Below are 16,807 nucleotides of genomic sequence, written 5' to 3'. Positions count from 1 at the left end.
CCGCTGCCAGGCAGGTCTGCACCCCGGGCCCAAAACAAAAAAACCCGGCCGCTGGGGCCGGGTTCTTTGATTTCAGCAGTATCCGCTAAAGCTTAGTGCAGCTTGGCGTCCACATCCGCGATGGCGGCGTCGATCAGCTTGTTGGCATCGGACGCGGTCATCTGCTTCGAGATCACCTGGTCCGCTGCGGCAACAGCGATGGTGATCGCCTGGTCGCGCACTTCCTTCACAGCCGAAGCTTCCGCCGAGGCGATCTGCTCTTCGGCAGCCGCCAGACGGCGGGCGATGGAGGTTTCCAGATCCGCTTTTGCCTGTTCGGCTGCACGGGCAGCTTCGTCACGGGCAGCAGCCACGATCTGATCGGCCTGGGCCTGAACTTCCTGCTGCTTGCGCTCGTAGGACGCCAGAACAGTCTGGGCCTCTTCACGCAGCGCGCGGGCTTCGTCCAGTTCCTTCTGGATGCCTTCGGCACGGTTGTCCAGCTGGCCGCCCAGCAGGCTGGGCACTTTGACCAGCAGCAGGATGCCAATGAACAGCAGGAAGGCGAGCCAGACGACGAAATCGGTGTTGGCCATCGAGAAACCGCCACCGGCTGCAAAGGCAGGGGTGCCGGAAACCAGTGCCAGGGAAAGGGCCAGTACGTTGCGCATGTCCTTATCCTTTCGTCTGGTCTGCAACTGCCGCGGCAACCGCATCTGCGTCGGCCGAACCGCCCAGCGCGGTCACCAGTTCCGCGGCGGTGTCGTTGGCAACAGCCTTTACGCTTTCCAGCGCGCCAGCCTTGATTTCGGCGATAGCCTTTTCCGACTCGGCCGCTTTGGCAGAAATCTGTTCGTCTGCCTTGGCAATCGCCTCGTCCAGCCCGGCCTGGATTTCTGCGCGGGTCTCAGCAGCGATGCGCTGAGCCTCGGCGCGGGCATCCGCCAGAGCCTTGTTATATGCGTTTTCGGCCTCGACAGCCTTGGCTTTCAGGTCTTCAGCCGCGGCGAGGTCGTTGGTGATGGTCCCTTGGCGCTCGGCCAGCACCGCAGCAATGCGGGGCAGCGCGACACGCGACAGGATGAGGTAGATCACGACCAGGGCGACCACGAGCCAGAAGATCTGGTTCCCGAAGGTCGAGAAGTCCAGCTGCGGCATAGCGGAGCCGCCGCCTTGCGCTGCCTCTTGCGTATTTGATGCCATGTCGTCCTCCCAGGAACTTGCCGTTACACCGGGCAGCACAGGGTCTGCGCCGCCCGGCCGTAAGGATTAATTCCGTTGGGTCTTAGACAGCAAACATCAGCAGCAGAGCGACCAGGAACGAGAAGATGCCCAGGGCTTCTGCAAAGGCGATGCCGATGAAGAGGGTAGCGGTCTGGCCGGCAGCTGCCGACGGGTTGCGCAGAGCGCCTGCCAGGAAGTTGCCGGCAACGTGGCCCACACCGATTGCGGCTGCGCCGGAACCGATTGCTGCCAGGCCTGCGCCAACGAACTGACCGAGTTGTGCGATATCGCCTTCCATGTGTTTTCTCCTTACGATGGAATGTGGTGATTTAGGGTCTGGGTGAACCGCACGGCTCACCCGGTAACTTTCAGATCCTGGCCTTAGTGGCTCGGGTGCAGCGCATCCTTAAGATACACGCAGGTCAGGATGGTGAAGACGTAGGCCTGAATGAAGGCCACCAGGACTTCGAGAGCGTAGACAGCGGTGATCGCGAAGATCGGCAGGAAGCTGAACAGGCCCAAGGCTCCTGCAAAGCCTGCGAACACTTTCAGAACCGCGTGGCCGGCCATCACGTTACCGGCAAGACGGATGGAGTGGCTGACAGGGCGCACGAAGTAGGAAATCAGTTCGATGATGGCCAGGATCGGGCGGAGCGGCAGCGGCGCGCTCGACACCCAGAACAGGCCCAGGAAGCCAACGCCGTTCTTGACGAAGCCAACCACGGTCACGGTCACGAACACCAGCGCCGCCAGGATCGCGGTCACGGCGATGTGCGAAGTGGTGGTGAAGGACATCGGGATCAGGCCCAGGAAGTTGGCCATCACGATGAACATGAACAGGGTCATGATGTAGGGGAAGAACTTGACGCCGTCCTTGCCGGCCACGTCTTCAACCATCTTGTAGATGAAGCCATAGGCCAGTTCCGCAACCGACTGGGCGCGGCCCGGCACGATGGCGCGGCGCGAGGAGCCCAGGACCAGCAGGGCGAACACGGCGGCAACGGCCAGCGCCATCCACAGTGTTACATTGGTCGGGGTGTACCAGGAGATGTTATCGCCAAACAGCGCGCTCACCCGGAACTGGTCCATCGGGTGGATCGCCAGCTCGGCTTTCTCCGGTGCAAAGACCAGGCCGGATACCAGCACCAGTGCCAGCGCTACGTAAAAGAAAATTTTGCCCATCGGTCCGCTTCTCCTGTCGCCGGTACCCGATCCCGTCGGATCAGTCCCGGTCTTGCGCATTTTTGTCGGCCTCATCGGCCAGTTTCTGTTCCTGGATCTCTTGCGCGGTGCGAAGCATCGTCTTCACCCCTGCCGCCAGGCCCAGCAAAATAAACAGCACCATGAAGATGGGCAGGGTTCCAAATAGATGGTCCAGCCCGTATCCGATGCCAAAGCCGATCCCGAGACCGGCCACCAATTCGATCACCATCCGCCAGGCCTGGTTGGCCAATGAATAGTGCTCATCCGCGCGCGGCTTGGGCTCCTGGGCCTTACGCGCCGCCGCCAGACGCTCCTCCAGCTGCGCCATGCGCTGCTTTTGGTCGTCATCGGTCACGGGCGCCATCCTCACGCGAATTTCTATGCGGTTGCTAAGGCCCCGGGGCGTTAGAGTCAATTACAAGGATTGAAGATTCATATTCCATGTAATCAATTGAAATAACTCGTTTAATTTACAAGCCAGAGGCAGCGCGCCCATCTGCCGCGGACCTGTTAGCGCCAAAGCACGGCGGAATCCATATTCAACCGAAAGGTTGATTTTACGATTTCCCGGCTTGCGCCCCTTTCCGTCCTGCGGGCTTATGGCCCGGTGGAGATGCCCAACCGGAGACTGGGATGACCGATTACGCTTGCGCCTTGATACTCAAAGAGGGCCGCCTGCTGCTGGGCCGCCGCGCGCCCTACCGCAAGACCTACCCGAGCAAATGGGATGTGGTCGGCGGCAAGGTGGAGGCCGGCGAAAGCTTTGAGGCCGCGCTGACCCGCGAGCTGGGTGAGGAGATCGGCATCACTCCGCTTAGGCCGCAATTCTTTGAATCCCTAGCCGACAGGCATCTCGATCCAGCCGCACCGCCGCTTTACCACTACTATCTGGTTGAGGACTGGCAGGGCACGCCAGCAATCTGCAACCACGAGCACAGCGATCTGCAGTGGTTCCCCTTCGCCGAAGCCGCAGCGCTGCCTGATCTGGCACTGCCGGAGTATGCGGATCTGTTCTCCCGGCTTTCCTTTACCGGAGCGGGAGCCTAATCTGCGCGGCGATGTCCAGCGAACTCGATACCGTCTTTGCCGCCCTGGCCGATCCGACCCGCCGCGCGATCCTGACCATGCTTCTGGAAGATGACATGGCGGTAACCGATGTGGCGGAGCCGTTTGAGATGTCGCTGGCGGCGATTTCCAAACATCTGGCGATCCTGACCCGCGCAGGCCTCATTGCCCAGGAAAAACGCGGCCGGGTGAAATGGTGCAAGCTGCAGCCTGATGCAATGCGCGCAGCATCTGTCTGGATGCAGGGCTTTGGCCAGTTCGAGCCGGTGAACCTGGATGCCTTCGAGCGCTTCCTGGAAACGGAGCTCGGCGAGGCAGACACCCGTTAGGCCTAAGGCGGCAGAACACGTGCCGGGGTCCGCGGCCGCCTCAAGCCTTGGCGCGCACTGGCTTGGCACCGCCTTCCAGCAGCATGCCCAGCGCTATCACCGACATCGCAACGCCGATCAGCACCATGCCTGGCGGCGCGCCGCGGCCCAGGGCGATTTCCCACAGGATCACCCAGCTGGGGGTCAGATAGGTGTAGGCCATCACCTTGGCCGAAGGCAGCCGCAGCGTTGCATATTGCAGCAGCACAAATGTTGCGGAACTGGCACAGACGGCCAGATAGAACAGCCCGATCCAGACGATCAGCGGCAATGCAATCCAATCGGTCGCGATGATATCGCTCCAGCCAAACACGAACAGCACGGCAGCGCCGGCAATCAGCATGCCAAAGGTGAAAGGCAGCGCCGGCTCGCCGCGGTTCAGCTTGCGCACCATCGGCGTATAGATGGCATGCAGCACGCAGCCCCAGAAATAAATGATCTCTCCCTTGCCGATTTCAAAGGCCAGGAGGGTTCCGAAATCCCCCCGGACGATCACCCAGACCGCACCCGCCGCCCCAATGGCCAGCGCCAGCGCCATCCAGCCGGAGGTGATCTGCCGCAGAAGCAGCCAGCCGAAGGCAGCGCTCATCACCGGAACCAGGGTGAAAACAGCTGACGCACTCACCGGATCCGCCGTCTGCAGCCCGTAGAACATCAGCACGAAGTAGCCCGCAAACAGCCCCCCAAGGACGACAAAGCGCCAGGGTGCCCGATAATCCTCACGGCGCAGACCGCGTGCGGCCAGCACCGCCGAACCGATGACAACCGCCGCTATCAGAAACCGCGCCGCATTCAGCGCAGCCGGTGCAATCTCATTGGCCACCATCACACCCAGCGAAAACGACCCCGCCACCAGGGCCGAAAAGGCCAGCATCGCCAAATGGCCGCGCAGCGCCTCGCTCACAGCTGCCATTCCTTGACCTGCGCTTTCAGGAAGGTCAAGAAAGCCTGCACCTTGGTGGTCCGGTGCAAGTCAACATGGGTGACCAGCCACAGCGTGCCCTCCCATTCCGGCAGCGGCGCCATCATCTCGACCAAATCCGGCTGCTGCCGCGCTTCCCAGGCGGCCATGAAACCGATCCCGGCTCCGCAGCGCACCGCTTCCTGCATAGTGAAACCGTTGGTACAGCGGAAGGAAATCGCCTCCTTCGGCGCCTGCTCCCGCAGCCAGCGCGAAAACGGCGCCCGGCTGGTCTCGTCGTCATGGCCGATGAAGCGGTGATTTGGGAAATCCTCGACCCCTTTGAGCGCGCCGTATCGCTCCACATAAGCCTTGGAGGCGTAAAGCCCGACCTGCTGCTTCATGAACGGCTGCACCACATTGTCGGGCTGGTCCGGCGCGTTGCCCGCGCGGATCGCTACATGCGCTTCGCCGTATTCCAGCCGGAACAGCCTGTCACCGGTCAGGTAGCGGATGATCAGACCGGGGTGCATATCCTGAAACTCTTTCAGCGCAGGCACCATCATCGGCGCAAAAGACGCCAGCGAGGTCACAACCAGTTCGCCCGAGACATCATCCCCCTGCCCCTTCAGGCGTCCGACCAGCTGGCTGAACTGATCATCCGTCGCTTGCGCCACCCGCAACAGGTCCTGCCCCGCTTCGGTCGGGGTATAGCCGCGGGCGTGGCGCTGGAATAGCTTCACTCCCAGCCGCGCCTCGATGGCATCGATATGGCGGATCACCGTGGCATGGTGCACGCCCAGCACTTCGGCGGCGCCGCTGACAGTGCCCATGCGCGCCACCTGATAGGCAGTGCGGACCTCATCCCAGTTTTCCATCGCAGCCTCCCAGGTATTTCCAATACGATATGCGCGCTGGCGCACAATTCATGTGACCATGGCGGCATTGTGTTCGAAAATGCAATACCCCAGTTTCCTCCCAGCAACAATGCACAGGAACAAGACAATGACCAGCACCGTTCTCCATATCGACTCCTCCGCCCGCACCGAAGGCTCCGTCACCCGGGATCTCTCGGCACAGATTGTGTCCCGCCTTAGCGCGGCAAATGTGACCCGCCGCGACCTCGCCGCGCCGCTGCCGCTCCTGGACGGCGCCTGGGTCGGCGCCAACTTCACCCCGGCTGATCAGCGCAGCGATGCGCAAAAGCAGCTGCTGGCGCTCTCCGACTCACTGGTGGAAGAGCTGAAGCAGGCCGATACCATCGTAATCGGCGCGCCGGTCTACAACTTCTCGGTCCCTTCCACCCTGAAAGCCTGGATCGACCTGGTGGCCCGCGTCGGCCTCACCTTCCAGTATTCTGAAGCCGGCCCGATCGGCCTGCTGGAAGGCAAGCGCGCTATTATCGCAATGGCTTCCGGCGGTACCCAAGCGGGGTCCGATATGGACTTTGCCACCACTTACCTGCGCCATGTCCTGGGCTTCATCGGCATCACCGATGTCGAGATCGTCGCCGCTGACGCCATGTCGATTGATGCCGACGGGGCCCTCGCCAAGGCGAAGGGTCAGATCGAAGCTCTGGCCGCCTGATCCCGGTTTTAACTACTTAGAAGGGCCGGTGCCTGATCCGGCCCTGCTTCCTGGCTCAGCAGCTCAGACCCAGTTCACCTCGACACCGGTCTTCTCAAAGAAAGCCATCACATCGGCCCGTTTCATCGCCACCGTGCGGTCATTGACCAGCGGGTGCATATAGATCACATCAGCTTCCTGCGCGGCGGCATCCATGAAAAAGATGACACTCTTCTCTACGCCGTGGAACATCGCCAGCGGGCTGACCGCACCGGGACGGATGCCGAGGTTCTCCAGCAGACGGTCTGCCGAACCGAACGACAGGTTGCCGATGCCCAGTTCCGCGCCCAGCGCCTTCAGGTCGATCTCCCGGTCCTGCTGCAGCGTCACCAGGTAGTTCCGCTTCTTCTTGTCCCGCAGATAAAGGTTCTTGGTCCGCAGCGCGTTCTCGCCCGGCACCAGGAACTGATCCTCAACAGCCTTGGAGTCCTCTACCGTACGCAACGGCACATGGGTGTGCAGGACATAAGGGATGCCCCAATCATCCAGCTGCGCCAGCAGCGCGTCCGAAGAGACAGGCAGGCTGTCCTGAAAAGCAGATGAGGCGTCCATAATCTTGCTCCGCAAACCGTTTTCCGAGTTTTGAAGCAGATCGCGCGGAACTGCAGGGAAATGCAAGGGGCCGGGCGCCCCTTGCAGATCGTTTTGCGTCACACGACGTCTCAGGCCCCGGCGAAATCGGCCCGCCGGGCTTCTTCATAGTGATCGAAACCGGTGCTGAACCAGCCGGTGCCGCGGGTGTGGCTGGCCAGCGTGTTGCACAGCTCATCCTGCGCCGACATCGGCAAGAGCGTCTCGAACACATCCCAGCCGGCCACGCCGTCTTCGGCCTCGAACCCCAGGATCTGCCCTTTCATACCGCTGACCACCGGCACCAGCCCGCCAGTGAACACCGACGGCACATGGATCTGCACCCGCATGATCGGCTGCAGCAGCGTGGCACCGGCTTCAGCCATTGCCTCGCGCACCGCATTCTTGCCTGCCGTTCGGAAGGCATAATCGGAACTGTCCACCGAATGATGCTTGCCATCCTTCAGCGTCACGCAGACATCCACCACCGGATGGCCATTGAGCCCCTGCGCCAGCGCCTCTTTCGCGCCGGCCTCGACCGAGGGGATATAGTTCTTGGGCACTGCACCGCCCTTCACCGTCTCCTCGAACACAAAGCCGCTGCCGCGCGGCAAGGGTTTCACCTCGATCACAACATCGGCAAACTGGCCTGCGCCGCCGGACTGCTTGCGGTGGCGGTGATGGATCTGCACGCTTTTGTTGATGGTCTCGCGCAGGGCCGGAGGGACTATTTCCTCTTCGACCTCGACCCCAAACTCCTCCTTTAGGGTGTGCTTGATCCGCCGCATATGCAGCGGCCCCTGCAAACTGAGCAGTGCATGGCCGCTGGCCTCGTCCTGGCCCACATCGAGTGCCGGGTCGATCTCCGCCAGCCTCTCCAAAGCGCCCGACAGCCGCGCATCGTCCCGCTCATGCACCGGAGTGATCACCCGCCGGAACGTAGATGGCCGCGGCTGCGCCCAATCCGGCAATGGCGCCGCGCCGTCCGGCCCATAGGCATAGCCCAGGTTCAGATGGTCCGATTTCACTGCCTGGCCTACATCGCCGGCATCCAGATGGCCATTGGAGCCGCCAGCCACACCGCTCAGAGAGCCGAGCGCGGCACCAGCCACAGGCGCACCGTTGCCGATGACGTCACCCATCGCCCGCACCAGCACCGTTTTGCCCAGATGCTTGACCAGATCCGCCATGCAGCCAACGGCAACCACCTCGCCGTCCTGGCTCAGCCGCTCCAGCGCGACACCCACGTCCGGCGCCTCGTGGCGCAGCGACTTCATCAGCCGCAAAATACCGTTCTTGTGCTCGCCCGAGCCCATCAGCGCGGGAATCAGGTCGTTGTGCTGCAGCACCTTGGTGGCCACTTCATAGACCTCCTCGGCCATCACCTGCTGATCCTCGATCAGCTCTTCCAGCAGCGCGTCGTCAAAATCCGCCAGCGCCTCCAGCAACTCGGTCCGCGCCTCCTGCTCGCGGGCATACATCGCCACCGGCAGCTCGATCAGCGCCGAAGGCTTGCCCTCCTGATACTGCCAAGCGCGCTCAGAAATCAGATCCACAGCACCCACCACCTGGCCGCCCTCGCGGATCGGCACCTGCCTCAGAATGATGTTGTGGCTGCAATAGGCCTGAAGCGCGGCGACGATCTCGGCAACCCGGTCCGTGGCCTGGTCCATGCGGTTGACAAAAATAAAGGCGGGGATGCCCGCCTCCTCCAGCTTGCGCAGATACGGCGCGCTCAGCACCGCAGCGCCGGCGTCGGCCGGAACGCAGAGAACGGCAGCATCGCTGGCAGCCAGCGCCGGGCCCGCCTGCGAAAGATTGTCGGCACCGCCCGCGATGTCGATCGCAGCCCAGTCCTCGCCCATGAATGAAAAAGGCTGCAAAGCGGCGACGCCTGCAACCTCCTGCCGCTTGCCCGCAGCGCTGTCCAGGTTGGCCAGCGCCGTGGCCAGCGTAGATTTGCCGGACTGCGACGGTCCCAGAATAGTGAAAACGCGCATGTTCTCAGATCCTCCCATGGCTGATACGGCTGCCCGGAGAGGTGCGCGGACACTGAGGTTCGCGTGATTTGCCTGTGCTGAAGATCTGCCTCGGATGCTCTTCCAAGCGGCCCGGCCGGTGAGTGGACGGCAAGGGGCCAGAGTCCCGATGCTGCCCAAGCCACCCCCTTTGAGTCAAGCGTGCAGACGGCTTAGTTGCGCCACTACCTGTTCATATTTGACGTCAAAACCGCCAGTTTCCCCTCACCGGGCTTCCGCGGCCCGTTATGCTGGCCCCATGAAGATCACGCGCAGCACACCTGAGCAGCTGATCCTCGCCGACACGCCATGGCTCATCGGGATCATGCTTGTCTTTTTCATCCTCACCTTTGCAGGTGCCGGGCTGGGTATGCTCAGCCAGGGCGGCGACCTGATCTGGCCCGGCCTCATCTTTACCCTGGTGGGTGGCGGCATGGGGGCTTTAGCCTTCTGCCTGTTCGTGCGCCGTGTGCAGGTGATCTTCGACCGCCCTGGCGGCCGCATCGTGATCCGCCGCCAGTCGGTCTTCGGCTACAGCGAGACAGAGCACCGTCTCGCCGACCTGTCCCATGCAGAGGTGGAGACTACCCCTAGCCGCCGGGAAGGTCGCACGCGCACACTTTACCGCCCAGTACTGGTGCTGGACGGCGGCATGAGCGCCGGCTGCCACCCTGTGGTGCAAGCCTTCACCAATGGCCGCGGGCCGCAGCGGCTGGCTGACGCGATCAATGCTTGGCTGCCTGCCGACACTCCTGAAACGGTTGACTCTCAGGGTCATTCCGCGTAACGCCTGCCCAAACATCCGGAAGCAGTGAGTCTTCCGGTCCCTGTCCGTGCCAGGGATCGCCCCCCACCAGCGTTGTACGCCCGTGGGGGCATTTGCGCATGGACCGCATGTCCCCTACATACGGGGGCGCCACACAACGTAACCGGCATCAGGAGGCCGCAGGCATGTTTGAAAATTTATCCGAACGCCTTTCCGGCGTCTTTGACCGGCTGACCAAACAAGGCGCCCTGAACGAAGAGGACGTCAAATCCGCCCTGCGCGAGGTTCGCGTGGCGCTGCTGGAAGCCGACGTCTCGCTGCCGGTTGCCCGCGACTTCATCAAGAAGGTGCAGGACCAGGCTACCGGCCAGGCCGTCACCAAATCGGTGACCCCGGGCCAGCAGGTCGTGAAGATCGTCCATGACGCGTTGGTCGACGTGCTGCGCGGCGACGAAGACCCCGGCAAGCTCAAGGTCGACAACCCGCCCGCCCCCGTCCTGATGGTCGGCCTGCAAGGCTCCGGTAAGACCACCACCACCGGTAAGCTCGCCAAGCGGTTGAAAGAGAAAGAGGGCAAGAAGGTCCTGATGGCCTCGCTCGATGTCTACCGCCCGGCGGCGATGGACCAGCTGGCGGTGCTCGGCACCCAGATCGGCGTCGACACCCTGCCGATCGTGCCCGGCCAGAAACCCGTCGACATCGCCAAACGCGCCAAGCAGCAGGCGACCCTGGGCGGCTATGACGTCTACATGCTGGATACCGCCGGCCGCCTGCACATCGACGAAGTGCTGATGCAGGAGGTCGAGGACGTCCGCAACGTGGTCTCTCCGCGCGAGACCCTGCTGGTGGTCGATGGCCTGACCGGCCAGGTTGCCGTTGAAGTTGCAGAAGAATTCGACGCCAAGATCGGCATCTCCGGCGTGGTGCTGACCCGGATGGACGGCGACGGCCGCGGCGGCGCTGCCCTGTCGATGCGCGCCGTCACCGGCAAGCCGATCCGCTTTGTCGGCCTGGGCGAGAAGATGGACGCGCTGGAGACCTTCGAGGCTGACCGGATCGCCGGCCGCATCCTCGGCATGGGCGACATCGTCGCGCTGGTCGAAAAGGCGCAGGAAACCATCGAGGCCGAACAGGCCGAGAAGATGATGAAGCGCATGATGAAGGGTCATTTCAATATGAATGACCTGAAGATGCAGCTTGAACAGATGCTCCAGATGGGCGGCATGGAGGGCATGATGCAAATGATGCCCGGCATGGGCAAAATGGCCAAACAGGTGCAGGACGCCGGCATGGACGACAAGGTGCTGAAGCGCCAGATCGCCATGATCCAGTCGATGACCAAGAAGGAACGCGCCAACCCCGCGCTGCTGCAGGCCTCCCGCAAAAAACGCATCGCGGCCGGCTCCGGCATGGAGGTTTCCGACCTCAACAAGCTTCTGAAAATGCACCGGCAAATGGCCGATGTGATGAAGAAGATGGGCAAGATGGGCAAAGGCAAGATGCTGAAACAGGCCATGAAAGGCATGTTCGGCAAAGGCGGCGGCATGCCCGGCATGGAAGGCATGGATCCCTCGCAAATGGACCCCAAGGCACTGGAAGCCGCAGCCAAGGCAATGGGCGGCAAAGGCGGCCTGCCCGGCGGCCTCCCCGGCCTCGGCGGCGGCATGGGCCTGCCCGCAGGCCTCAGCGGATTCGGCAAGAAGAAATAAGCCATGACCGTCTCCATCCCCACCCTCGAAACCGATCGCCTGATCCTCCGCGCCCCAGCGCTGGCGGATTTCGAGGCGCTGTGCGCGTTCTATGCTTCCGAACGCGCAACTTTCGTGGGCGGGCAGATGGATGCCGAAAAAGTCTGGCGCCACCTGGCGCTGGAGATCGGCCACTGGCAGATGCTCGGCTACGGCCGCTGGACAGTCGAAGAGAAGTCCTCCGGAAAAACCGCGGGAATCATCGGGTTGTGGAATCCGCACGGCTGGCCCGAGCCGGAAATCGGCTGGGACCTGTTCGAGGGTTTTGGCAGCAAAGGCTATGCCACCGAGGCAGCCATTGCTGCGCGCAGCTATGCCTATGAAACCTTGGGGTGGACCACCGCAATCAGCCTGGTTGATCCGAACAACCATGCTTCTGCCGCTGTGGCCAAACGCATGGGCGCCGTGCTCGACGGCACCTTCACCCACGACCGGTTCGGCGAGGTGCAGATCTGGCGCCACCTGAGCCCCGATGATTTGGCATCTGGCGGAATGGAGGCCTACGCATGAGCTTCCATCAAATTAGCGGCAACCAATACGGCGCAATTGCGGCAGCCGCCTGCCGTTTAACCGAAAATTACGCAGTGTCCCCGATACTCCCTTCTTGGATGGGTGAAATTCATGCCGGGCGGCCTTCCGCCCGGGCAGAGGGGTACACAATGACTGACGTGCGAAAGCCGTATCCGCGGCTTGTTTCCAAACGGCTTATGCTGATTTCTCCGGCAGATCCGGAGTTTGACGCCAATGCCGCCTTCCTGAATCCGGGTGCCGCGCGCTTTATCGATGCGGCGGAGGATCCCGATTCGCTGTGGTGGTCGATTGCCACCATCATTGGCCACTGGCATCTGCACGGCTACGGCCTGTTCGCTGTTGTCGAGCGCAGCACCGGCCAGACCGTGGGCCTGGTCGGCCCCTGGTTCCCCAAAGGCTGGCCCGAGCCGGAGCTGTCCTGGCACCTGATGGAAAACGGCCAGGGCAAAGGCTATGCCAGCGAAGCGGCGCAAGCGGTACTGAGCTGGCTGTTTGGCGAGGCAGGCTGGGAATCGATCGTCTCCTATGTGCCGGAGGAAAACGATGCCTCCATCGCGTTGGCCCGGCGCGTCGGCGCGCAGCCCGAGAAACCTGTGTCCTTCCGCCTGCAGCCCGCGCCGAACATCCGCGCCTGGCGCCACGTGCCGCCGCACGTTTCCGGCCCGCAAGCCGCTCGGGGCCTGCTGCACTGATGCGTCTTCGCGGGAACATATCCCTGCTTGGCCGCGCCCTTCTGCCGGAAGGGGCGCGCTGATGCATTTTGCCGTTCCTGTGATCGAGACCGAACGCCTGATCCTGCGGGCGCCGCGCGTGGCGGATTTCGACGCGCATGCCGCCTTCATGGCGACCGAACGCAGCTCCTTCATTGGCGGTCCGAAAAAACGCCAGGACGCCTGGTTCGGGTTCTGCACCAGCCTAGGCCATTGGATGGCCCGCGGCTTTGGCATGTGGACAATTGCGGACAAGGCAAACGATACCCCGCTCGGACGAACCGGTTTCCTCAACCACGAGGGCTGGGATGAGCCGGAGCTTGGCTGGCACATCTACGCAGCAGCCGAAGGCAAGAGCATCGCCTTTGAAGCCGCGCAAGCCGCCCGCGCCTATGGCGCTGCGCATTTCGGCCTGGATGGAGTAATCTCCTATATCCACGCTGCCAACACCCGCTCGCAGGCGCTGGCGGAACGCCTCGGCGCCCGCTACGAGCGTGACGGCACTGTTGTTGGCGACCCCTGCCAGGTCTGGCGCCACCCCCAGCAAGGGGAGGCCGCCTGATGCCCTTCGACATCCCGGTGATCGAAACCGAACGCCTAGTGCTGCGCGGACCCGAGGCGCAGGACTACCCCGATTTCAAGGCCACCTTCAGCTCTTACCGCTCGCGTTTCATGGGCGGGCCGCTGAACACGTATGAGGCCTGGATGCTCTACGCCGCCGAGATCGACCATTGGCAGGTGCGCGGCTTCGGCATGTGGATGATTCACGACAAATCCACCGACGAGACCTACGGCATGGCCGGCGGCTGGCAGCCCGCTGGCTGGCCCGAGCAGGAAATCGCCTGGATCATCTGGCCCGGTGCCGCCGGCAAGGGCTATGCCCTGGAGGCTTCGCACGCCGCACGCGGACATTTTTATTCAAATCTGGGCTGGGAGACCGCGGTCAGCTATATCGACCCGAAGAATCTCGACTCGATCCGGCTCGCGGAGCGGCTGGGCGCCCGCAAGGACCCTGAGGCGGCCACCATTGACGGCAATGATGTTGCCTTCCGCCACCCGGCGCCGGACGCATTGAAAGACAGCCAGATTGCACACGGCATTGAAATGGAAATCAGCCATTACGCAGACCCGCTGTTCAAGCCGGAGGGCTGGGCCCTTGACTGATTTGCGCTTTGAAACATTGGTGCTGCATTGCGGAGAACCCGATGACGACTGAACCCCACGATCCCGTCGCCCGCGCAGCCGAGCTGCTGAAGGGCCACCGCGAAAGCATCGACCGCCTGGATGCGATCCTCGTCTACACTCTGGGCGAGCGGTTCAAGCACACCCAAGCGGTAGGCCGGCTCAAGGCCGAACACGACCTTCCCCCGTCCGATCCCACCCGCGAAGCGGCGCAGATCGCACGGCTCGAAGACCTGGCGGATCAGGCCGATCTGGATCCTGAATTCGCCAAGGCTTTCTTGAACTTCATCATCGATGAAGTCATCCGCCACCACAAGAAACACCAAGAATAACAACGACAACAGGACAACCGGGGCGAACCCGGAAAACGCCATCAAAGGAGATGTACCCATGGCAATGAAAATCCGTCTGGCCCGCGGCGGCTCGAAAAAGCGTCCCTTCTACCGCATCGTGGCTGCCGACAGCCGCATGCCGCGCGACGGCCGCTTCATCGAGAAGCTGGGCACCTACAACCCGCTGCTGCCGAAAGATTCGGAAGAGCGCGTGAAAATGGACATGGAGCGTGTGCAGTACTGGCTGGACCAGGGCGCACAGCCGACCGACCGTATCGCCCGCATGCTGGAAGCAGCCGGCGTCCGCGAGAAGGCCGAGCGCAGCAACCCGAAAAAAGGCACCCCGGGCAAGAAAGCCCAGGAACGCGCCGAAGAGAAAGCTGCAAAGGCCGCTGAAGCCGCCGAAGCAGCTGCAGACGCGGAATAATTCCGTGGAGCTGCGGGGCGCTTTTCCCGAGGAGTTCCGCAGCCAGCTTGATCTGCTGATGCGGCTCCGGCGCGACGTGCGCCGGTTCCGCACCGATCCGGTGGACGAGGCAGTGCTGAAGCGCTGCCTCTCTGCCATTCCGCTGGCCCCTTCTGTGGGGCTGAGCGAACCCTGGCGCATCCTGCGGGTGGAGAGCGAAACCACCCGTTCTGCTGCGCTGAAGAATTTTGAAGCCGCCAATGCCCAGGCCCTGCAGGGCTATTCCGGCGACCGCGCAGAGCGCTATGCCGGGCTGAAGCTTTCGGGCATGCGCGACGCGCCGGTGCAGCTGGCGATTTACTGCGACGACGAAACCGCCCAGGGCCACGGCCTTGGTGCCGCAACCATGCCTGAGATGCGCCGCTATTCGGTGGTCACGGCAATCACCCTGTTCTGGCTTGCCTTGCGCGCCGAGGGGCTGGGGCTGGGATGGGTTTCCGTCCTCGACCCGGAGCAGCTGAACCGCGACCTGAATGCCCCGCAAGGCTGGCAGCTGATCGGCTATTTCTGCATCGGCTACCCGGAACGGCTCTCGGAAACCCCTGAGCTGGAAGAACAAGGCTGGGAAAGCCGCATGGCCGGCTTGCCGCTGGAAACCCGCTGAGACGCCATGGGACGGTTGATCAGGCTTGTGTTTTTTGTTGCAGTGGCCTTTACCGCTGGCATCTTTTTTGAACGCAACCACCAAAGCGAGCTCTGCGAACAATCCGGCGGCCAATGGCTGCGCGCGGGGTTCTGTGCAAAGGACTGACACCATGAGCGACCTGATCTGCGTGGGGGCTATCGCCGGCTCCTTCGGCGTGCGCGGCGAAGTGCGGCTCAAGAGCTTCTGCGCCGTGCCCGAAGAAATCGAAGACTACTCGCCGCTCTGCAGCGAAGACGGCAGCCAAAGCTACTCCTTGACCATCACCCGCCCGATCAAGAACGGATTTGCGGCACTGCTGGGCGGGGTCGAGACCAAGGAAGACGCCGACGCCATCAAAGGCCTGCGCCTGTTCGCCCGCCGCGATCAGCTGCCGAAACTGCCGGACGATGAGTTCTACCATACGGATCTGATCGGCCTGCAGGTCTTTGATACCGGCGGCACCCTGCTCGGCGAGGTGAAATCGGTGCAGAACCATGGCGCCGCCGATCTGCTGGAAATTCACGGCGCAGGCCTGAAGGACGCGGTTCTGCTGCCCTTTACCCTGGCCGCGGTGCCCACCGTCGATCTGGAACAGGGCCGGATCATCGCCGACCCGCCTGACGGGCTGTTCTGAGCATGACCTCTGAGGCAGGCGCATCCGGTCCGCCGCAAGATCTGCGGCTGATCCTTCATGCGGGGTTTCACAAGACCGGAACAACAACAGTCCAGAACTGCCTCAGGGAAAACCAGACGCTGCTGTCGCCGCACCTCCGCGTCTTTCTGCGCACCGACATGGTTTCACTGTGCGAAGCCGCACGGAAATGGTCGGCCAGCCGAGCGCCTACAGACTTTGCCGTGCTGCAGCTTGAATGCGCGGAGTTCATCGAAGCGCTTGATCCCAATGACCAGCGCCCGGTTCTGCTCGCCTCCGAAGATCTGTCTGGCCATATGCCAGGCCGGCACGGGTTGAAGGATTACGGCGCTGCGCCGCAGCTTATGAAATGCATTCAGGACACGGCCCTGGAGTTTCACCCCGATGCCTTCGTGCGCATTCTATTTACCACGCGGTCCGAACAGGCCTGGCTGCAAAGCTGTTATGTGCAGCACTTACGGGCCAGTCCGATGACGCTGGAAGCCGATGAATATGCCAAGCAATACGCACCGTCGGCTGACCTGAAGCGGATCGTGTCCCTGACACAGGAGGCCGCCAGCCGGAGCGAAGTCTTCGCCACCGCGCTGGAGGCGGCCTCTTCGCACCGGCTTGGCCCGTTTTCGGCCCTGCTGCCCCATCTTAGCCTGCCGGCAGCAACGGCTGACGCTGTCACCCCTGCGCCCCCTGCCAATACCCGGCCTGATCGGGACGTTCTGGAGCAGTTGCTCGCATTGAACCGTTCACAGCAGCCCTACCGCCAGATTCACCAGAAAAAACAGGATCTTCTGCGGGCGTTGCGCAGATCCAAGCGAACACCCGGATAGCCCCGGGCAGACGAAAC

At 62.7% G+C, this 16,807-nt stretch carries 23 protein-coding genes; 14 read left to right on the top strand and 9 right to left on the bottom strand.

Translation table 11 applies throughout. From position 1 onward, the window contains the following. Positions 1-92 precede the first annotated feature (92 nt). From RA19_RS02025 to RA19_RS02005, 5 genes are all read right to left on the bottom strand, one after another. Positions 93-650 (bottom strand): F0F1 ATP synthase subunit B, encoded by a 558-nt coding sequence (locus tag RA19_RS02025; RefSeq protein ID WP_039159091.1) that lies wholly within the window; start codon positions 648-650, stop codon positions 93-95. Between the two features lie 4 nt (positions 651-654). Beyond that, complete coding sequence (locus RA19_RS02020) at positions 655-1,182, bottom strand: F0F1 ATP synthase subunit B' (RefSeq protein ID WP_039159089.1); 528 nt, start codon at positions 1,180-1,182, stop codon at positions 655-657. An 82-nt stretch (positions 1,183-1,264) separates the two neighbouring features. Then, complete coding sequence (locus RA19_RS02015; RefSeq protein ID WP_008553903.1) at positions 1,265-1,501, bottom strand: F0F1 ATP synthase subunit C; 237 nt, start codon at positions 1,499-1,501, stop codon at positions 1,265-1,267. A gap of 83 nt (positions 1,502-1,584) precedes the next feature. Continuing rightward, a complete protein-coding gene (locus RA19_RS02010; RefSeq protein WP_039159087.1) occupies positions 1,585-2,385 on the bottom strand; it encodes a F0F1 ATP synthase subunit A in 801 nt (266 codons plus the stop codon). 40 nt (positions 2,386-2,425) lie between these two features. Next, positions 2,426-2,770, bottom strand: a complete 345-nt coding sequence (locus RA19_RS02005) for an AtpZ/AtpI family protein (RefSeq protein ID WP_446720256.1) — start codon at positions 2,768-2,770, stop codon at positions 2,426-2,428. A gap of 269 nt (positions 2,771-3,039) precedes the next feature. On the opposite strand from RA19_RS02005, the gene RA19_RS02000 reads away from it, so the two are divergent. Beyond that, positions 3,040-3,453, top strand: a complete 414-nt coding sequence (locus tag RA19_RS02000) for an NUDIX domain-containing protein (RefSeq protein ID WP_039159085.1) — start codon at positions 3,040-3,042, stop codon at positions 3,451-3,453. A gap of 11 nt (positions 3,454-3,464) precedes the next feature. Further along, a complete protein-coding gene (locus RA19_RS01995) occupies positions 3,465-3,800 on the top strand; it encodes an ArsR/SmtB family transcription factor (protein WP_039159083.1) in 336 nt (111 codons plus the stop codon). A gap of 40 nt (positions 3,801-3,840) precedes the next feature. Here RA19_RS01995 and RA19_RS01990 read toward each other — a convergent pair whose 3' ends face one another. Together RA19_RS01990 and RA19_RS01985 are read right to left on the bottom strand one after the other, a co-directional pair. After that, entirely contained in the window at positions 3,841-4,752 is a 912-nt protein-coding gene (locus RA19_RS01990; RefSeq protein WP_241479005.1) for a DMT family transporter, read from the bottom strand. Then, positions 4,740-5,618 (bottom strand): LysR family transcriptional regulator, encoded by an 879-nt coding sequence (locus RA19_RS01985; RefSeq protein WP_039159081.1) that lies wholly within the window; start codon positions 5,616-5,618, stop codon positions 4,740-4,742. The genes RA19_RS01990 and RA19_RS01985 overlap by 13 nt, the downstream gene beginning before the upstream one ends. Before the next feature lie 127 nt (positions 5,619-5,745). Between RA19_RS01985 and RA19_RS01980 the strand changes: the two genes are divergently transcribed. After that, a complete protein-coding gene (locus RA19_RS01980) occupies positions 5,746-6,327 on the top strand; it encodes an FMN-dependent NADH-azoreductase (RefSeq protein ID WP_039159079.1) in 582 nt (193 codons plus the stop codon). Positions 6,328-6,390: 63 nt separating this feature from the next. On the opposite strand, the gene RA19_RS01975 is transcribed toward RA19_RS01980, so the two are convergent. Then, positions 6,391-6,918: a prolyl-tRNA synthetase associated domain-containing protein gene (locus tag RA19_RS01975; protein ID WP_039159220.1), complete on the bottom strand. Its 528-nt coding sequence runs from the start codon at positions 6,916-6,918 to the stop codon at positions 6,391-6,393. A 110-nt stretch (positions 6,919-7,028) separates the two neighbouring features. Next, positions 7,029-8,936: an elongation factor G gene (locus RA19_RS01970; RefSeq protein ID WP_039159077.1), complete on the bottom strand. Its 1,908-nt coding sequence runs from the start codon at positions 8,934-8,936 to the stop codon at positions 7,029-7,031. Positions 8,937-9,213: 277 nt separating this feature from the next. On the opposite strand from RA19_RS01970, the gene RA19_RS01965 reads away from it, so the two are divergent. The 11 genes from RA19_RS01965 (at position 9,214) to RA19_RS01915 (ending at position 16,790) form a co-directional block, all read left to right on the top strand. Beyond that, positions 9,214-9,741 carry a hypothetical protein gene (locus RA19_RS01965; protein ID WP_039159075.1) on the top strand — a complete coding sequence of 176 codons (528 nt, stop codon included), beginning with the start codon at positions 9,214-9,216 and terminating at the stop codon, positions 9,739-9,741. Positions 9,742-9,905: 164 nt separating this feature from the next. Beyond that, complete coding sequence (ffh, locus tag RA19_RS01960) at positions 9,906-11,429, top strand: signal recognition particle protein (RefSeq protein WP_039159073.1); 1,524 nt, start codon at positions 9,906-9,908, stop codon at positions 11,427-11,429. Positions 11,430-11,432: 3 nt separating this feature from the next. After that, a complete protein-coding gene (locus RA19_RS01955) occupies positions 11,433-11,978 on the top strand; it encodes a GNAT family N-acetyltransferase (RefSeq protein WP_039159071.1) in 546 nt (181 codons plus the stop codon). A 149-nt stretch (positions 11,979-12,127) separates the two neighbouring features. Next, positions 12,128-12,691, top strand: a complete 564-nt coding sequence (locus tag RA19_RS01950) for a GNAT family N-acetyltransferase (RefSeq protein ID WP_039159069.1) — start codon at positions 12,128-12,130, stop codon at positions 12,689-12,691. Between the two features lie 61 nt (positions 12,692-12,752). Beyond that, positions 12,753-13,271 carry a GNAT family N-acetyltransferase gene (locus RA19_RS01945; RefSeq protein ID WP_039159067.1) on the top strand — a complete coding sequence of 173 codons (519 nt, stop codon included), beginning with the start codon at positions 12,753-12,755 and terminating at the stop codon, positions 13,269-13,271. Continuing rightward, on the top strand, positions 13,271-13,873 hold the full coding sequence (locus RA19_RS01940; RefSeq protein ID WP_039159065.1) for a GNAT family N-acetyltransferase: 603 nt from the start codon (positions 13,271-13,273) through the stop codon (positions 13,871-13,873). Before RA19_RS01945 ends, RA19_RS01940 begins: the two co-directional genes overlap by 1 nt. 41 nt (positions 13,874-13,914) lie before the next feature. Beyond that, complete coding sequence (locus RA19_RS01935) at positions 13,915-14,223, top strand: chorismate mutase (protein WP_039159063.1); 309 nt, start codon at positions 13,915-13,917, stop codon at positions 14,221-14,223. A gap of 58 nt (positions 14,224-14,281) precedes the next feature. Continuing rightward, complete coding sequence (gene rpsP, locus RA19_RS01930) at positions 14,282-14,650, top strand: 30S ribosomal protein S16 (RefSeq protein WP_039159062.1); 369 nt, start codon at positions 14,282-14,284, stop codon at positions 14,648-14,650. A 4-nt stretch (positions 14,651-14,654) separates the two neighbouring features. After that, positions 14,655-15,293, top strand: a complete 639-nt coding sequence (gene bluB, locus RA19_RS01925) for a 5,6-dimethylbenzimidazole synthase (RefSeq protein ID WP_039159061.1) — start codon at positions 14,655-14,657, stop codon at positions 15,291-15,293. 151 nt (positions 15,294-15,444) lie between these two features. After that, complete coding sequence (rimM, locus tag RA19_RS01920) at positions 15,445-15,948, top strand: ribosome maturation factor RimM (RefSeq protein ID WP_039159060.1); 504 nt, start codon at positions 15,445-15,447, stop codon at positions 15,946-15,948. A 2-nt stretch (positions 15,949-15,950) separates the two neighbouring features. Further along, positions 15,951-16,790: a hypothetical protein gene (locus RA19_RS01915; RefSeq protein WP_052261604.1), complete on the top strand. Its 840-nt coding sequence runs from the start codon at positions 15,951-15,953 to the stop codon at positions 16,788-16,790. Positions 16,791-16,807: the final 17 nt, after the last annotated feature.

This window comes from Leisingera sp. ANG-M1 (genome assembly GCF_000813745.1).
Taxonomy (GTDB): Bacteria; Pseudomonadota; Alphaproteobacteria; order Rhodobacterales; family Rhodobacteraceae; genus Leisingera.
The sequence above is the reverse complement of the archived record's forward strand: the minus strand, read 5'-3'. Positions and strand labels throughout refer to the sequence as shown.

Coding starts and splice junctions, on each gene's coding strand:
- RA19_RS02025 (WP_039159091.1), bottom strand. CDS start 650: ATGCGCAACGTACTGGCCCTTTCCCTGGCACTGGTTTCCGGCACCCCT.
- RA19_RS02020 (WP_039159089.1), bottom strand. CDS start 1,182: ATGGCATCAAATACGCAAGAGGCAGCGCAAGGCGGCGGCTCCGCTATG.
- RA19_RS02015 (WP_008553903.1), bottom strand. CDS start 1,501: ATGGAAGGCGATATCGCACAACTCGGTCAGTTCGTTGGCGCAGGCCTG.
- RA19_RS02010 (WP_039159087.1), bottom strand. CDS start 2,385: ATGGGCAAAATTTTCTTTTACGTAGCGCTGGCACTGGTGCTGGTATCC.
- RA19_RS02005 (WP_446720256.1), bottom strand. CDS start 2,770: ATGGCGCCCGTGACCGATGACGACCAAAAGCAGCGCATGGCGCAGCTG.
- RA19_RS02000 (WP_039159085.1), top strand. CDS start 3,040: ATGACCGATTACGCTTGCGCCTTGATACTCAAAGAGGGCCGCCTGCTG.
- RA19_RS01995 (WP_039159083.1), top strand. CDS start 3,465: ATGTCCAGCGAACTCGATACCGTCTTTGCCGCCCTGGCCGATCCGACC.
- RA19_RS01990 (WP_241479005.1), bottom strand. CDS start 4,752: ATGGCAGCTGTGAGCGAGGCGCTGCGCGGCCATTTGGCGATGCTGGCC.
- RA19_RS01985 (WP_039159081.1), bottom strand. CDS start 5,618: ATGGAAAACTGGGATGAGGTCCGCACTGCCTATCAGGTGGCGCGCATG.
- RA19_RS01980 (WP_039159079.1), top strand. CDS start 5,746: ATGACCAGCACCGTTCTCCATATCGACTCCTCCGCCCGCACCGAAGGC.
- RA19_RS01975 (WP_039159220.1), bottom strand. CDS start 6,918: ATGGACGCCTCATCTGCTTTTCAGGACAGCCTGCCTGTCTCTTCGGAC.
- RA19_RS01970 (WP_039159077.1), bottom strand. CDS start 8,936: ATGCGCGTTTTCACTATTCTGGGACCGTCGCAGTCCGGCAAATCTACG.
- RA19_RS01965 (WP_039159075.1), top strand. CDS start 9,214: ATGAAGATCACGCGCAGCACACCTGAGCAGCTGATCCTCGCCGACACG.
- ffh (WP_039159073.1), top strand. CDS start 9,906: ATGTTTGAAAATTTATCCGAACGCCTTTCCGGCGTCTTTGACCGGCTG.
- RA19_RS01955 (WP_039159071.1), top strand. CDS start 11,433: ATGACCGTCTCCATCCCCACCCTCGAAACCGATCGCCTGATCCTCCGC.
- RA19_RS01950 (WP_039159069.1), top strand. CDS start 12,128: ATGACTGACGTGCGAAAGCCGTATCCGCGGCTTGTTTCCAAACGGCTT.
- RA19_RS01945 (WP_039159067.1), top strand. CDS start 12,753: ATGCATTTTGCCGTTCCTGTGATCGAGACCGAACGCCTGATCCTGCGG.
- RA19_RS01940 (WP_039159065.1), top strand. CDS start 13,271: ATGCCCTTCGACATCCCGGTGATCGAAACCGAACGCCTAGTGCTGCGC.
- RA19_RS01935 (WP_039159063.1), top strand. CDS start 13,915: ATGACGACTGAACCCCACGATCCCGTCGCCCGCGCAGCCGAGCTGCTG.
- rpsP (WP_039159062.1), top strand. CDS start 14,282: ATGGCAATGAAAATCCGTCTGGCCCGCGGCGGCTCGAAAAAGCGTCCC.
- rimM (WP_039159060.1), top strand. CDS start 15,445: ATGAGCGACCTGATCTGCGTGGGGGCTATCGCCGGCTCCTTCGGCGTG.
- RA19_RS01915 (WP_052261604.1), top strand. CDS start 15,951: ATGACCTCTGAGGCAGGCGCATCCGGTCCGCCGCAAGATCTGCGGCTG.